Consider the following 15,223-nt stretch of genomic DNA (forward strand, 5'->3'; position numbering starts at 1 on the left):
GAGGGCGAGTTCGGCGCGGCAAGGGCCGTCGCCGGCCGCGCCGCGCAGCCCCTCCCTGGCCCACGCCCCGGCTTCCCGCAGCTCGCCGCGCAGCCGCGCGAGCCGCGCGCGTACGGCGGCGTACCCGGGCGGAACCGAGAGGCCCTCGGCCACGAGCCACTCCCCCACGGGCGTGGCCGGCGACCTTACGTCGGCCCGTTCGACGTGCCGCAGCAGCGCGGCCTGTTCCGCGGCGAGTGCGGCGTCGCACCGGTCCGGGGTGCCCGCCAGGCGCCGGGTGCGCAGCTTGCCGGCCGTGGCGCGCAGGGTCGGGCCGAGCAGGGGGTGGGACAGCTGGACGGCGCCCTCGTCGTCGATGTGGATCAGGGCGTCGTGTTCGAGCCGTTCGAGGATGCCGAGGTCGAGGGCGTCCATGGGCAGCGGGAGGGGTTCGGCGAAGGCGAGGCGGTCGAGGGTCTCGCGCTCGTCGGGGGCCGCGCGGTCCAGGGCGGGGGCGATCCGGTCGAGGACCGTCGCGGTGACCGGCGCGGGCCCGCGCCACTCCCGCTCGTCCGTGCCCTCGACGCGGGTGAACTGGCCGCTGTCGCGCAACGCGCCGACCAGGTCGCGCAGGAGGCGCAGGTCACCCTGGCACAGATGGTGCAGCCGGTTCGCGGTGAGCGGCTCCAGCGGGGCGCGGGCGCCCGCGGTGAGCAGGTGCGGCGTCTCCTCGGCGGGCAGTGGTTCCAGGGCGAGGCGGGGCAGCAGTTCGCCGGTCCACAGGCGGGACACCGCCGCGGGCACGGGCGCACTGTCGGTGACGACGACCAGCAGGCGGGTGCGGCCGTGCACGGCGAGCTGGTGGACCAGGGCGGCGGAGGCGTCGTCGAGCAGATGGGCGTCGTCCACCAGCAACATCCGGGTGCCGGAGAGCAGTTGCACCGCCCGGTGCAGGGTGACCCGCTCGGGCAGCAGCGGGGCGAACGCGGCGAAGGGGATCCGGCGGGTCTCGGGCGTCCCGGCGGCCCTGGCGCAGTCGACGCCCCGGACGGCCTCGGTGGCCAGGCGGGTCTTGCCGCACCCGGCGGGCCCGGTCACCACGATGCCGTGCCGGCCGGCGGCCAGCGAGCGGCGCACGAGTTCGAGCTCGTCCTCCCGCCCGGTGAACGGCCAGGGCAACTCCACGGTCTTCGCGTCGTGTTCGTAAGTCGTCACGTCAACATGAGTGCCACTACCCAGTCCTGATACAGGGCGACTTGAGTAGCCCCCGACTCAGGCGCCCCGGGTGCGTCCGACGGCAGTCTGTGCGCATGCCCGGACGCTACTGCTCCCTCGCGCAGGCGTCGGCCCCCGTCTTCCAGCCGGGGCTGACCGCCGAGCGGCTCAGTGCGCTCGCCGGCGGACGCCGGATGTGGGTCAACGGCAGCGTTCTGCATTACTACTTCTTCGCCGGCGACGCCGACGGCTCCGTGATCCCCGTGCCGGGGACCGCGGAGACGCGGCGGGTGTCGTGGGGCGGCGCCAAGGAGCAGCAGGACGTCGTCCGCGAGTGCCTGGCGGAGTGGCAAGGTCTGGGCATCGGCCTGACCTTCACCGAGGTCGACGACCGGACGGAGGCCGAACTGCGGATCGGCTTCCAGCCGGGCGACGGCTCGTGGTCGACCGTGGGCAAGGACGCGCTGCGGGCCGGCCGGGGCGAACGCACGATGAACTTCGGCTGGGACCTGACAGAGCCCGGGGAGCGCGGGACGGCGCTGCACGAGATCGGGCACGCGCTCGGGATGCTGCACGAGCACCAGAGCCCGTTCGCCGGTATCCACTGGGACGACGAGGCCGTCTACGACGAGCTGGCGGGCCCGCCGAACTTCTGGAACCGCGACCGGACGTTCCTCAACATCCTGCGCAAGCTCGACCCGGACGAGGTCAACGGCTCCGTCTGGGACCCGCACTCGATCATGGAGTATCCGTTCGCGTCGGGGCTGATCCTGGAGCCCGAGCAGTTCCGCGGAGGGCTGAACCCGCCCGGCACGCTCTCCACCCTCGACAAGGAGTTCGTACTCCGCTGGTACCCGCCGTCCGGCCCCGCGCGGCCGCCCGCGCTGGTGCCGTTCCGTTCGGCGCCGCTCGGTCTGGGACCGGGCGAGCAGGCGGACTTCGTCGTCGAGCCGCCTCAGACCCGCACGTACACCGTGGGCACCTTCGGCGACAGCGACACCGTCGTCGTGGTCTTCGAGGAGCGGGACGGCGAACCCCGCTACCTGGCCGGACAGGACGACGGAGGCACCCCCGGCAACGCCACTGTCCGGGCCCGGCTCGTCAAGGGCCGCCGCTACTTCGTCCGTGTGCGCCTGTACTCCTCGTGGGGTCCGGGCGAGACGGCGGTCATGTGCTGGTGACCGCACGGCCCCACACGGACGCCTGGACCACAGTCCGGCACCGGGGGAGCGGTCGGGGTCCGTCACCTTCGGGGGAGGGTGACGGGCTCCGACCACGCCACACCCTGGGCGGACGTCCTCGTCCCCGGCCGGGAAGCGCCACCCGGGCCTCGGCGCGGCCAGGACGGGTACTCCGGTACGGACACAGTCCCGTACCCGAGGAGATCCCATGCGTTCGCCCCGGCAGACCGCCGGTCTGTACACCCACGGAGACATCGCCCTGCTGCTCGCCGGGGGCTACGCCACGCTCGTCGTCGGCGTCGCCGCCTGGCTGGGCGCGCTGGTCGCCGCGGGTGACCCCGGCTTCGGCGGGATATGGCTCATCGCCCTGACCCTGCCCGTGTCGATCCCCCTGCTGGCGATACCCGCGTCGTCCGAGGCGTCCGTCCTGCTGCTGACCGCCGGAGGCCTGGCCCAGGCCTGGGTGCTGTGGCGGCTGCTGCGCGGCAGGCGCACCGCGTGACACACGAAGGGCCTTCGCCGGCTCCCACCGGCGAAGGCCCTCTTCGCACCGTCGGGACGACAGGATTTGAACCTGCGACCCCTTGACCCCCAGTCAAGTGCGCTACCAAGCTGCGCCACGTCCCGGTGCGTCGGCACCCGGAGATCCGGGTGAACACGCAGGTAGACCCTACCCCATACGGCGCGAGGCCTCGTTCACGCGCCGGGTGCCCAGGCTTCATCCGGTGGGGAGCCGTTCTCCGACGAAGGCGGCAGAGGCGGGGGCGCTACTCGCCGGCGTCGTGCTGTTCCGCGCCCGTGTAGAACGCGGTGGTCCGGTCCGCCGCCTCGCGTGCCGCCCCCTCGGCCTCGCCGGACGCCACGCTCGCCGCGTACCACCCCTCGCTGCTGAGGGTCACGAACCGGACGCCCTCCTCCGTCAGCGACCAGGCCTCCGCTTGTGCGGGGTCGACGGCGGGCGCACCGGACAGATGGCGGGCGAGGCCCATGACGGCCAGGTCCCAGCCGACGCCGACCGCGCCGGGCCCGAACCGCGCCCACCGCTCGTCGTCGACGTGGGCGATGTGCTCCAGCTGGAAGCGGGTGCGCTCGTCGCCCTCGGGCGTGAGGCGCAGCTCGATCCAGCTGACCTCGCCGCCGTACTCCCAGGTCGCGAAGAAGCCCTTGGGCGGGTCGCAGCGCTCGACGGTGCCGGAGGCGTTGCCCTGCACCTGGTAGCGGCCGCCGAGCCGGAGCTCGCCGGTGACCGGCGCGAACCAGCGGGGCAGGCGCTCGGAGTTGGTGCAGGCGTCCCAGACGTCGTCCAGCGCGGCGTCGTAGGTCTGGCTCACGGTGACCACGCGGGCCTCGCCCGCCTTGAAGACGCGCTTGCCGACCTGGCGGGTGACGGCGTTGATCTGATGGGTGACGTCGATCATGTGCTGCTCCTCGGTGGGTCGTCGGTGCCGCTCAGCCGGCGCTCGCGTCTGCCGCGCGCCAGCTCGGTGGCCAGGGCGTCCAGGCGGGGTGTCCAGAAGCGGCTGGGTGATCCTCGGTCAGGGGCTGGGCGTGGCGGAGTGGTCGGGGATCGGGGCGGTGGTGGTGGCCAACGCGCTCAGCATGCTGGTGCGGCGGTGACACCGCCGTCCCACGTACCTCCGCGGCCGGATTCCGCGCCCGCGACGATCTGTCCGCCCGCGGGCGCCGACACCGCACACCCTGTCGGCACCGGGTGGGCGTTCACCCTGGTTGGGGCCGCTCCATGGACCACAGCTTCGCTCTCCACATCCCCGACGCCGAACTCGGACCGGAGCCGCTCGACCCCGCGCAGATTGTTCGTGGTCATCAGCGGCTCGGCGGCGATCGAGGTGTCGGACGGGCCCACCCTGCGCGTCGGCCCCGGCGACATGGCGGTGCTGCGCGCGGGCGACCGGACGACGTGGACGGTGCACCAGACGCTGCGCAAGGCGTACGCGATCGATCTGCAGGTGCCGCCTCAGCCACCCACCGCGCCCGTTGTGCCGCGCACCTCCAGCGTCGGCGCCGCGAGTTGGAGCCGGCCCTCTCCCCCGGGTGTCTCCAGCCGGTCGAGCAGGCAGCGTGCGGCGCGGCGGCCGACCTCGTGGCCGGCGTTGTCGACCGTGGTCAGCCACAGATGGCGCAGCCGGGAGATGCTGGTGTTGTCGTAGCCGGTCACGGAGAGGTCGCCCGGCACGCTCAGGCCCAGGTCCTCGGCCGCGGAGAGGGCGCCGACGGCGGCGATGTCGTTGACGGCGAGGACGGCGGTGGGCCGGCCGGGTCGGGCGAGCAGCCGGACGGCGGCGCGGTGGCCGCCCTCCTCGGTCTGGTCGCAGGGCTCGACGACCGCGTCCCCGGCGAGGCCGTGCGCCCGCATCGTCGCCTCGAAGCTCCGCCGGCGCAGCTCGCCGACCGCGCCGTACCCGGCGAGGTGCGCGATCCGCCGGTGCCCGAGCCCGATGAGGTGCTCGGTGAGCAGGCGTGTGCCGTGCTCGTCGTCACCGGCGACGACGTCGACGCCGGGGGGCGCCGGTGCGCGGGCGCCCGCGACGACGACCGGGATGCGGGCGGCGACCGTGCCGAGCGCGGCCGGGTCGGGCAGGGTGCCGACGACGACCAGGCCGTCGGCCCCGAGGTCCAGGAAGGGCCCCGTGAGGTCGTCGCCGACACGCCGGTTGAGGCGGGCGTCGGCGAGCAGCATGTGCAGGCCGGCCGTGTGCAGCAGCGAGTTCAGGCCGTCGAGCAGGTCGACGAACCAGGGGTTGCGCAGGTCGTTCAGGAGGACGCCGACGACGGGGGTCCCCCCGGTGGAGTGAGGCCCGGGCCGGGGACGGGTGCGCCGTTCGCTGAGGCTGCGGGCGGCGGCGTTCGGCCGGTAGCCCAGCTCGCGCACGGCCCGCAGCACCGCCTCGCGCTTCTCCGGGCGGACCTGGCCGGAGCCGCGCAGCACCAGGGAGACCAGCGACTTGGAGACACCGGCGTGCTCCGCCACGTCGCGGATGGTGGGCGGTCTTCGCATGGGATGGACCGTTCCATGGGCCGCGCCGAGTTGTCAAAGGGATTGACAGCAGGCAGAGTGGCCGCTGATCGTGAGCCGAGCAGGTATGGACCGGTCCAAAGAAGGGCGCTGTCATGGTGAGCACGCTCGGTGTCGCCGTCGTCGGGTTCGGCTGGATGGGCCGGGTGCACACCCAGGCGTACGCCCGCCTGCCGCACCACTATCCGGACCTCGCCCTGCGTCCGGAGCTGGTGACCGTCGCCGAGGAGGTGCCGGGCCGGGCCGAACAGGCCGCCGCGCAGTTCGGGTTCGTCTCGGCGACCCGTGACTGGCGCGAGGTGGCCGCCGACCCGCGGGTGCGGGCGGTCAGCATCACCGCGCCGAACTTCCTGCACCGCGAGATCGGCGTGGCGATGGCCGAGGCCGGCAAGCACGTCTGGATCGAGAAGCCGGTGGGCCTCACGGCCGGGGACGCCCGCGCGGTCGCCGCGGCGGTGGCCGCGGCCGGGGTGCAGGGCGCGGTCGGCTTCAACTACCGCAACGCGCCTGCCGTGGAGACCGCCCGCGAGCTGATCGCCAGCGGTGAGCTGGGCACGGTCACCCATGCCCGGATCCGGCTGTTCAGCGACTACGCGGCCCATCCCGAGGGTGCCCTGACCTGGCGTTACGAGCGGGAGCGCGGCGGCAGCGGAGTGCTGGGCGACCTGGCCTCGCACGGGGTGGACCTGGCCCGTTTCCTGCTCGGCGAGATCGCGTCGCTCACCGCCGACACGGCGATCTTCGTCCCGGAGCGGGCCCGCCCCACCGGCGCCACCGCCGGCCACTCCCGTGCCACCGGCGGCGCACTCGGCCCGGTCGAGAACGAGGACTACGTGAACTGCCTGTTGCGCTTCGCCTCCGGTGCCCGGGGCGTCCTGGAGGCCTGCCGGGTGTCGGTCGGCGAGCAGAACAACTACGGCTTCGAGGTGCACGGCACCAGGGGCGCGGTGTTCTGGGACTTCCGGCGCATGAACGAGCTGGCGATCAGCCGGGGCACCGCCTACCAGGACCAGCCGGTGAGCACGGTGTACGTCGGCCCGGGGCAGGGCGAGTTCGCCGCATTCCAGCCGGGTGCCGCCAACGCCATGGGCTACGACGACCTGAAGGTCGTCGAGGCGTACCGCTTCCTGCGCTCGATCGCCGAGGGCACCCCGTACGGGGCCACGCTGCCGGACGCCGTGAGCAGTGCCACGGTGCTGGACGCGATGGCGCGGTCCGCCGGGAGCGGTGCCTGGGTGGCCGTCGACGCGGCCGGCTGAACGGGAGCGGTCAGCGCACCCGGCGGGCCGTCCGCGCGGTCCAGAGCCTGGCCGGGATCAGGACCAGCCACCACAGCATGGCCTGCGATCCGGCCAGCGCGGCCAGCGGGACGGTGACGAGGAAGACGACGACCGTCACGACGGGATCGAGCAGGTCGCGCCCGCTGCCCACGTCGGTGGGGGCGCCGGCGCGCAGCCCCGGGCGCCTGGCCACCAGGACGGACATGGCGAGGTGGGTGGCGCCGAGGGCGGCGACCGCCGCGCCGTAGATCGCGGCCGAGGCCGCTTCCCCGCCGTAGTCGGCGAGCAGCCGGGTCGGGAAGGGGAGCAGGGCCGCGATCCCCAGACCGAGCAGGGACAGCGAGACGAGCCGGCTGTCGACCTGCCGGACGGGGCCGAAGATCCTGCGGTGGTCGCGCCAGAAGCCGCCCAGCACGGCCACGCTCAGCGCGTAGGCCCCGAAGTCGGGGAGCAGCTCGTACAGCGCCTCCTGGTACTGCGCGGAGTCCAGGCCCCGGGGCACGGAAAGGTCCAGGACGAGCAGGGTGATGGCGATGGCGAACACGCCGTCGGCGAGCGCCACCACCCGCTCGGGCCCGCCGGCCGGGATCGATTTCCCCATGCGCACGACGGTAGGGAGCCACGGCCCGGCGCGCGGGGATACACGCCCGGTCCGTGCCCGCACCCCCGCCGATGTCACACGGCCGCCGCCTGGGGCGGCAGGTTGTAGGGCGTGACGACCTGGATCGCGGAGGGCAGGGTGGGCCCGGCGGGCGGGAGCGCGCCGTGCGCGCGCATCACCAGATGGCAGGCCTCGCGCAGGTCCTGGCGCAGGTCGTGGTGGAGCACGGCCGACAGGCGGTTGTCGCGCAGCAGGCGGGTGTTGTCGTGGTCCAGGTCGTGCGCGACGAACACCGCGCACTCCCGGCCCAGGTCCGCGAACGCGCGCAGGGTGGCGATGTTGCCACCTCCGATGGAGTAGACCGCGCGGATGTCCGGGTCGCGGTCCAGTGCGGCGCGGACGAGGTCGTACTGCGTGGCGTCCAGGCCCTGGCCCTCGGCGATCTCCACGAGGGCGCGCTCCGGGTGCCGGGCACGCATCGCGCCGCGGAAGCCCATCTCGCGCTCCTCCTCGTTGCGGAAGAAGCCGCTGCTGAGGCTGGTGAGGACATTGCCGGGCCGGTCGCCGAGCCACTGGCCCATGAGGTACGCCGCGGTCGCGCCCGCCGCCCGGTTGTCGATGCCGACGTAGCCGAGGCGGGCGCTGGCGGGCAGGTCGGTGACCAGGGTGACGACGGGGATGCCGGCCGCGACCAGCCGGGCCACGGCGGCCGTGACCTCGGGGACGTCCGGGGCCTTGAGGACCACGCCCTGGGAGCCGCGCCGGGCGATCCGGTCCAGGGTCCGCACCTGCTCCGCCACGGGCCCGGTCTCGCGGAAGTGGAAGCGCGAGCGCACGACGGCCGGGTGCAGGCCCGGCAACTCCGCCTCCAGGGCGGCGCGCACGGCGGTGGTGAACCGCTCCGGCGCCTGCATCACGATGTCGATCATGAAGGTACGGCCGACCAGCCGGACCTGGGTGCGCTGCCGGTCCAGGTCGGCGATGGCGCGGCGCACCTCCCCCGCGGTGCTGTCGCGCACGCCGCCCCGCCCGTTGAGGACCCGGTCGACGGTGGCCTCGCTCAACCCGGCCTGACGTGCGATCTCCCGGATCGGGAAGGGGTGGCCCACGGACAGCTCCTTGAGGGGTTTTTGATGGGTTGCTGCTGGTTGTTCGAGGGGTTTGTACTGACAAGAATGACAGCGCTGTGCCATCCCGTCACCGAGGGGACGCCGATGTCCTTCACCTCCGTACACCGCGGTGCCCGGCTCTCCGAGCGGGACTGCGACCTCGACGCCTTCCGGGCCCAGGTCGAGCGGACCACCGACGCCGCCGAACATCCGTACGCCTCCTCCGTGGAGCAGAACGTCCTCGTCTACGACAGCGAGCGGCTGCGGATGGCCCCGGACCGGCAGGACGTCCAGGCCGAACTGGTCCGCGCGCTCGCCGACGGCCCCGGCATCGTGGTCCTGCGGGCAGCCTTCCCGGACCCGGCGGCGGTCGACGCCGTCACGGACGTGTTCGAGGCCCTGATCGCCGAACAGCGCGCCTCGGGTAGCGCCGCGGGCGACCACTTCGCGAAACCAGGGGCCAACGACCGGGTGTGGAACGCGCTGGAGAAGACGGCCCTGTACGACCCCCGGGCGTTCGCCGACTACTACGCCAACGACGTCCTGGCCCTGGTCGCGGAGGCCTGGCTCGGCCCCGGCTACCAGGTGACCTCACAGGTCAACGTCGTCAACCCGGGCGGCGCCGCGCAGAGCGCGCACCGCGACTACCACCTGGGGTTCCTGTCGAACAGGGCCGCGGCGGCATACCCGGCGCATGTGCACCGCCTCTCCCCCGTGCTCACCCTGCAGGGCGCCGTCGCGCATGCCGACATGCCGGTGGAGTCCGGGCCGACGATGTACCTGCCGTACTCGCAGACGTACGAGCCCGGCTATCTGGCCTGGCGGCTCCCGGACTTCCGGACCTACTTCGAGGCCCACCACGTCCAGCTGCCGCTAGTCAAAGGCGACGCCGTCTTCTTCAACCCCGCGCTGTTCCACGCCGCCGGCACCAACCGCTCCCGGGACATACGGCGCATGGCGAACCTGCTCCAGGTGTCGTCCGCCTTCGGACGCGCGATGGAGACCGTGGACCGGGAGGCCGTCGTCAACGCCGTCTTCCCGGTGCTGCGCGAACTGCGGGCCGAGGGCGCCGACGAGCGCCGGCTGCACCATGTGATCGCCGCGAGCGCCGAGGGCTACCCCTTCCCCACCAACCTCGACAGCGACCCGCCGGTCGAGGGGCTGGCCCCGCCCTCCCAGGCGGATCTCGTACGGCGGGCGCTGCGCGAGGACTGGACCCCCGAGGCCCTGCGGGCGGCGCTGCGGGCCGGCGCCGAGCGGCGCGAGAGCTGAGAGGAACGAGGCGGCATGAAACTTCTCGACGACAAGGTCGTCCTCGTCAACGGCGGCAGCCAGGGCGTCGGCGCCGCCGTCGCGCGGGCCGCGGTGCGGGAGGGCGCGGTCGTGGCCGTCACCGGGCGGCGCCCCGAGCCCGGTGAGGCGCTGGTGGCGGAACTGACGGCCGCGGGCGCCGAGGCCGTCTTCCTGCGGGCCGACCTCGCGGACGCCGGGCAGGCGAAGGACGCGGTGGAGCGGACCGTCGCCGTGTACGGCCGGATCGACTGCCTGGTCAACTCCGCGGGCCTGACCTCCCGGGGCACGCTGCTCGACACCACGCCCGAGCTGTTCGACCAGCACATCGCGATCAACCTGAAGGGACCGTTCTTCGCGATGCAGGCCGCCGTCGCCGACATGCTGGCGCGCGCGGCGCCCGGCACGATCGTCAACGTCATCACGTCCTCGGCACACGGCGGCCAGCCGTTCCTGGCCCCCTACGTCGCCGCCAAGGCCGGACTCGCCGGCCTCACCCGCAACGCCGCGCACGCCCACCGCTGGGACCGGATCCGGATCAACGGCCTCAACATCGGCTGGACCGCCACGGAAGGCGAGGACGCCACGCAACGCGCCTTCCACGGCGCCGGCGACGACTGGCGCGAACAGGCCGCCGCCGAACTGCCCATGGGCCGGCTCGGCCAACCGGACGAGATCGCCGACTTCGTCGTCCTGCTGCTGTCCGACCGGTCCGGAGTGGTGACCGGTTCGGTGATCGACTGGGACCAGAACGTCCTCGGCGGACTCGACTGACCGCGGCTTCCCCCCTCGTACGCCCTCCCTGCCTCAAGGACCTCAAGGAGCAACACCCTCATGCGTATCGGAATTCTGGGCCTCGGCCGCATCGGTGCCTTCCACGCCGAAACCCTCTCCGGACTCGACGCGGTCGACTCGCTCGTCGTCGCCGACCCGTTCGCGGAGGCCGCCAAGTCCGCCGCCGAACGATTCGGGGCCGAGGTCGCCGACTCGCCCGAGGCGGTGCTGGCCGCCGGGATCGACGGCGTGGTGATCGCCGCCGCGACCGACGCCCACCCCGGCCTCGTCCTGGCGGCGGTGGACGCGGGCGTGCCCGTGTTCTGCGAGAAGCCCGTCGCCCGCACCATGGCCGAGGGCGTGGCGGTGCTGCGGGCCGTCGAGAGCCGGGACGTGCCGGTGCAGATCGGCTACAACCGGCGCTTCGACGCCGGGTTCGCCGCCGCACGGGACGCCGTGCTCGCCGGTGAGCTGGGCAAGCTGCACACCGTACGGTCGACGACCCTGGACCCGGCGCCGCCGCCGGCCGCGTACGTCGCCGCCTCCGGTGGCATCTTCCGCGACTGCTCCGTGCACGACTTCGACATCATCCGCTGGGTGACGGGCCGCGAGGTGACCGAGGTCTACGCCGTCGGCGGCAACCGGGGTGCGCGGTACATCGCGGAGGCGGGCGACGCGGACACCACGGGTGCGCTGCTCACGCTGGACGACGGCACGATCGCCGTGATCTCCAACAGCCGTCACAACGGCCGCGGCTACGACGTGCGGATGGAGCTGCACGGCTTCGAGGACTCCCTCGCCGTCGGCCTGGAGGACAAGCTGCCGCTGCGGTCGGTGGAGCCCGGCGTGACCTTCCCGGCGGGCACCCCGCACGACTTCTTCATGGACCGCTTCACCGCCGCCTACCGCGCCGAACTCAGCGCGTTCACCGAGGTCGTCGCGGGCAGTCGGCCCTCGCCGTGCACGGTCGCGGACGCGCTGGAGGCGGGCTGGATCGCGGAGGCGTGCACGCTGTCGCTGCGGGAGCACCGGCCGGTGCGCATCGAGGAGGTCCGCGCCGCCTGAGTCAGTGGTGGAAACCCGGCTGCGGCGCCACATGGGACGTCGGCCCCTCCCGCAGGCGGTCGACGGCGGTGCGCAGGTCGCTCGCGAGCAGCGCGATCTTGTCGTAACCGGTGCCGTGCCGGACCAGGACGCGCTGCACGACGGTCTCCTCCCGGCCGAGGGCGAGCGGATACGCCGGTACCTGCCAGCCGCGGCGGCGCAACTGGTCGGTGACGTCGTACAGCGTGAAGGGCGTGGTGTCGGGCTCGGTCAGCGTCCAGGTGGTCGCGGGCAGGGCGCCCTGGCCGTCGTAGAGGACGGTGAAGGGACCCATCCCGGCGACCTGTTCGGCCAGCATCCCGGCGGTGCCGGCGCAGGCGCCGTGCACCTTGGCGTAGCCCTCGCGGCCCAGGCGCAGCATGTTGTAGTACTGGGCGATCACCTCGCCGCCGGGGCGGGAGAAGTTCAGGGCGAAGGTGGGCATGTCGCCGCCGAGGTAGGAGACGCGGAAGACCAGGTCCTCGGGGAGCAGTTCGGGCGAGCGCCACACCACCCAGCCGACGCCGAGCGGCGCCATGCCGTACTTGTGGCCCGAGACGTTGACGGAGGCGACGCGGGGCAGCCGGAAGTCCCACACCAGGTCGGGCTGGAGGAACGGGGCGACGAAGCCGCCGCTGGCCGCGTCGACGTGCACCGGGATGTCGAGGCCGGTGTCCGCGTGGATGCGGTCGAGCTCCGCGGCGATCTCGGCGACGGGCTCGTAGACGCAGGTGTAGGTGACGCCGAGGATCGCGACCACGCCGATGGTGTTCTCGTCGACGTACTCGCGCAGTTGGTGCGCGCGCAGTCCCAGCGCGTCCTTCTCCAGGGGGACCTGGCGCAGCTCCACGTCGAAGTAGCGGGCGAACTTCTCCCAGCACACCTGGACCGGTCCGACGACCAGGTTGGGGCGGTCGGTGGGCTTGCCCTCGGCGCGGCGGCGCTCGCGCCAGCGCCACTTCAGGGCGAGTCCGCCGAGCATGCCGGCCTCGCTGGAGCCGGTGGTGGAGCAGCCGACGGTGGTGGCTCCGTCCGGGGCGTTCCAGAGGTCGGCGAGCATGTGGACGCAGCGGTCCTCGATCGCGGCGGTCTGCGGGTACTCGTCCTTGTCGACCATGTTCTTGCCGAGGCACTCGTCCATCAGCTGGTGCACCTCGGCCTCCGCCCAGGTGGTGCAGAAGGTCGCCAGGTTCTGCGAGGCGTTGCCGTCCAGACTCAGCTCGTCGTGGATCAGGGCCCGGACCGCGCGGGCGTCGGACACGCCCTCGGGCATCCGGTACTTCGGCAGCGCCCGCTCGCTGATGGGCAGGGTGTACACGTCGTCTTCGGGGCCCGGCTCCGGGCGGCTGGTCTTGTGCAGGGCCATCGGGTCGAACCCCCGGGTCGTGGGACGTCACGGCGGGCGGGCCGGGGGCGTACCCGAGCGGCACAGGTGGAGGGACAGCGACTCGCGCCCGGCCTCCCTCAGTCGGAAATCTCGCACACGGCCCGGTCCGGCGCCCGCCGAGCGCGCCCGGATGACGCCACGCGGGACTCCCTGCCGGTCGCCGCCCGCGGTCAAGGACCGGGGCACGGGGGCTCGCCGGGGACTCCGTCCGCGCCTCCCGGCTCGCGCCGCGCCGCGTTCTCCGGCTCACCCGGCCGACAGCACCATCCGCCGGGCGAAGTTGCGGTACCCGAGGCGTTCGAAGGCGGCGGCCATCGGGTGGTTCGTGAGGTCGGTGTCCGCCCGGACGACGTCGGCGCCCGCCTCTTCGGCGAGGATGCGGGTGGTCTCGGCGAGCAGGTCGTCGACGTAGCCGTGGCCGCGCTGCTCGGGCAGGACGCCCAGGTAGCCGACGACGTGCGAGCCGCTGTTGCGGGAGGGCAGCGCGAAGCCGGCCGGGCGGCCGTCGAAGTCCTCGGCGACCCGCCACCAGGTGCGCTCGCCCGCCATCACGTCACGGTAGAACGCGACGTCGGCACGGGCCTGCGCCTCGGCGCCCACCGCCGCGGCCGCGGTGCGGGACGCGGCGTCGAGCGTGCCGTCGAGCACCCGGCGGAACAGGGCGACGAAGACCTCGTCGTCGGCCTCGGGGCGCAGGCGCAGCCGGCGGGGCGGCGTGGGGACGCCGTTCGCGCGGGTCCACTCGTAGCGCAGCCGTTCGACCGCCGTGGTGAGGCCGGCGCGCCCGGCCGCCTCCTGCCGCCAGTCGAGGCCGGCGACGGCGTCCGGTCGCTCCCGCCAATCGGCGGGGAGAAGTAGGTGGAAATCCGGCGGGGTCCCCCCGAAAGCGGCGTGGGCGGCGTCGAGGAGCCCGGCGACGACGTCCGTGCGGGCGGGGGACGCGACGGCGTTCAGGGTGTCGAGCGCGCCGGGTCGCTCGTCACCGGGGCTGCCCCACCACACCGCCACGGCGTGCGGCTCACCGGCCTCCTCCGCGACCCACGTCCACTCCGGCCGGTACTCGCCCGTGGCGAGCCTCTTCCGGAAGACGTCCGCGTCCGCCCAGACGCCCACCTCGCCGGCGGGCAGCAGCGCGAGGACACGGTCGAGGTCTGACTCGGCCAGGGTGCGGTGGATCACGAGGCCTCCGGGGTCGGCGCGGGCGTACGCCATTTTGGCGTGCCCATGAGCGCGGTCCGCAACAGGTTTGTCACGCCGGTGCGTAGACGCGGTGCGGCGCCAGGGCCTACGGTCCCGGGGCAGCCAAGCCCTGGAGTGCCGGATGCGCCGTAGCGCCTCGCCCCTCTCCCTGGTCCTGCTGGGCCTGGGTGTCTTCCTGCTCGTCCTCGCGCCGATGCTGGCGTGGTACGTCAAGCCACGCGCGGCCGTGACCCCGGTCGACATCGACGTGACCGCCGTCTATGAGGGCACGGGCAGCTATTTCGACGTCGCGGAGGCCGAGACGCTCCGCGACCGGCCCGTCACCGTCACCCAGCGGGTGCGCGGCGACGTCGGTGACAGCGAACGCAGTGGCCACGCCGTGTGGGACGTGGTGACCACGGTCGACACGGAGAAGTCGCTGCCCGCCGCCGACCCGCACGACGCCTTGGACTTCTCCACGGCCCGCTGGGTCACCGACCGCCGGAGCAACCGGCCCGCGCACTGCTGTCAGGAGCAGCCGTACCACGAGGGTGAGGCCTACCTGAAGTTCCCGTTCGACGTGCAGAAGCGCTCCTACCGCTGGTGGGACAGCCAGCTCGGCTCGGCGGTCACCCTCTCCTACCGGGGCACCGAGGAGATCCGCGGCTACCAGGGGTACGTCTTCACGGGCACCGTGCCGCCCACGAAGATCGGCACCCGTCAGGTCCCGGGCGCCCTCGTCGGACGGCCCGAGGCCTCTCAGGTGTTCGCCGAGGAGTGGTACGCCAACCACGGCATCAAGCTGGTCGTCGACCAGCCCACGGGCCGCGTCCTGTACGCCCAGCTGGGCCCCCGCCAGACCCTGCGCGCCCCGGGTGCCGAGAAGGACGCCGTGGTCCTGCTGGACGTGGAGAGGCTCAGTCACACCCCGGCCACGCAGAAGTTCGCGGTCGACAAGGCGAAGGCGGACAGCGCCCAACTGCGCGCGGTCGGCCACACGGTCCCGATCGGCGCGGCCGCCGCGGGGTTCGTCCTCGCGGTCGTGGGCGGGGTGCTGGTGGTACGGGGGCGGAGGCGGCCCGCGGACGAGCGGTGACCCACCCGCCCCAAG

At 73.6% G+C, this 15,223-nt stretch carries 14 protein-coding genes, 1 tRNA gene and 1 pseudogene; 8 read left to right on the top strand and 8 right to left on the bottom strand.

The features are described from left to right. Positions 1-1,194: ATP-binding protein (locus AB0O67_RS23665; RefSeq protein WP_365453281.1), on the bottom strand; the 1,194-nt coding region annotated here is incomplete at its 3' end. A 95-nt stretch (positions 1,195-1,289) separates the two neighbouring features. Here AB0O67_RS23665 and AB0O67_RS23670 point away from each other — a divergent pair. Both AB0O67_RS23670 and AB0O67_RS23675 read left to right on the top strand, forming a co-directional pair. Next, on the top strand, positions 1,290-2,375 hold the full coding sequence (locus AB0O67_RS23670) for a M12 family metallopeptidase (RefSeq protein WP_365453284.1): 1,086 nt from the start codon (positions 1,290-1,292) through the stop codon (positions 2,373-2,375). A gap of 208 nt (positions 2,376-2,583) precedes the next feature. Beyond that, positions 2,584-2,877 carry a hypothetical protein gene (locus tag AB0O67_RS23675; RefSeq protein WP_365453287.1) on the top strand — a complete coding sequence of 98 codons (294 nt, stop codon included), beginning with the start codon at positions 2,584-2,586 and terminating at the stop codon, positions 2,875-2,877. Between the two features lie 51 nt (positions 2,878-2,928). Here the strand turns inward: AB0O67_RS23675 and AB0O67_RS23680 are convergent. Then, positions 2,929-3,002, bottom strand: a tRNA-Pro gene (locus AB0O67_RS23680). A 140-nt stretch (positions 3,003-3,142) separates the two neighbouring features. Further along, a complete protein-coding gene (locus AB0O67_RS23685) occupies positions 3,143-3,793 on the bottom strand; it encodes an SRPBCC family protein (protein WP_365453290.1) in 651 nt (216 codons plus the stop codon). Positions 3,794-4,116: 323 nt separating this feature from the next. On the opposite strand from AB0O67_RS23685, the pseudogene AB0O67_RS23690 reads away from it, so the two are divergent. Further along, positions 4,117-4,339 (top strand): annotated as a pseudogene (locus AB0O67_RS23690) (cupin domain-containing protein); the annotation flags it as partial. Between the two features lie 11 nt (positions 4,340-4,350). Here AB0O67_RS23690 and AB0O67_RS23695 read toward each other — a convergent pair. Continuing rightward, positions 4,351-5,391, bottom strand: coding sequence for a LacI family DNA-binding transcriptional regulator (locus tag AB0O67_RS23695; protein ID WP_365453293.1), 1,041 nt, complete (start codon positions 5,389-5,391; stop codon positions 4,351-4,353). A 113-nt stretch (positions 5,392-5,504) separates the two neighbouring features. On the opposite strand from AB0O67_RS23695, the gene AB0O67_RS23700 reads away from it, so the two are divergent. Continuing rightward, positions 5,505-6,668, top strand: a complete 1,164-nt coding sequence (locus AB0O67_RS23700) for a Gfo/Idh/MocA family oxidoreductase (RefSeq protein WP_365453296.1) — start codon at positions 5,505-5,507, stop codon at positions 6,666-6,668. A 10-nt stretch (positions 6,669-6,678) separates the two neighbouring features. Here AB0O67_RS23700 and AB0O67_RS23705 read toward each other — a convergent pair whose 3' ends face one another. Beyond that, a complete protein-coding gene (locus AB0O67_RS23705; protein ID WP_365453299.1) occupies positions 6,679-7,290 on the bottom strand; it encodes a TMEM175 family protein in 612 nt (203 codons plus the stop codon). A gap of 74 nt (positions 7,291-7,364) precedes the next feature. Further along, a complete protein-coding gene (locus tag AB0O67_RS23710) occupies positions 7,365-8,399 on the bottom strand; it encodes a LacI family DNA-binding transcriptional regulator (protein ID WP_365453302.1) in 1,035 nt (344 codons plus the stop codon). Positions 8,400-8,504: 105 nt separating this feature from the next. On the opposite strand from AB0O67_RS23710, the gene AB0O67_RS23715 reads away from it, so the two are divergent. The 3 genes from AB0O67_RS23715 to AB0O67_RS23725 are packed head-to-tail and all read left to right on the top strand — an operon-like array spanning position 8,505 to position 11,528. Further along, positions 8,505-9,671, top strand: coding sequence for a phytanoyl-CoA dioxygenase family protein (locus AB0O67_RS23715; RefSeq protein WP_365453371.1), 1,167 nt, complete (start codon positions 8,505-8,507; stop codon positions 9,669-9,671). 15 nt (positions 9,672-9,686) lie between these two features. After that, on the top strand, positions 9,687-10,463 hold the full coding sequence (locus AB0O67_RS23720) for an SDR family oxidoreductase (protein WP_365453305.1): 777 nt from the start codon (positions 9,687-9,689) through the stop codon (positions 10,461-10,463). Positions 10,464-10,523: 60 nt separating this feature from the next. Next, entirely contained in the window at positions 10,524-11,528 is a 1,005-nt protein-coding gene (locus AB0O67_RS23725) for a Gfo/Idh/MocA family oxidoreductase (protein WP_365453308.1), read from the top strand. 1 nt (position 11,529) lies between these two features. Here AB0O67_RS23725 and AB0O67_RS23730 read toward each other — a convergent pair whose 3' ends face one another. Together AB0O67_RS23730 and AB0O67_RS23735 are read right to left on the bottom strand one after the other, a co-directional pair. After that, a complete protein-coding gene (locus AB0O67_RS23730) occupies positions 11,530-12,912 on the bottom strand; it encodes a glutamate decarboxylase (RefSeq protein ID WP_365453311.1) in 1,383 nt (460 codons plus the stop codon). 267 nt (positions 12,913-13,179) lie between these two features. Further along, on the bottom strand, positions 13,180-14,112 hold the full coding sequence (locus tag AB0O67_RS23735) for a GNAT family N-acetyltransferase (RefSeq protein ID WP_365453314.1): 933 nt from the start codon (positions 14,110-14,112) through the stop codon (positions 13,180-13,182). 142 nt (positions 14,113-14,254) lie between these two features. Here AB0O67_RS23735 and AB0O67_RS23740 point away from each other — a divergent pair, with 142 nt between their 5' ends. After that, positions 14,255-15,208, top strand: a complete 954-nt coding sequence (locus AB0O67_RS23740; protein WP_365453317.1) for a DUF3068 domain-containing protein — start codon at positions 14,255-14,257, stop codon at positions 15,206-15,208. Positions 15,209-15,223: the final 15 nt, after the last annotated feature.

It is taken from the genome of Streptomyces sp. NPDC086077 (assembly GCF_040686175.1).
Classification (GTDB): domain Bacteria; phylum Actinomycetota; class Actinomycetes; order Streptomycetales; family Streptomycetaceae; genus Streptomyces.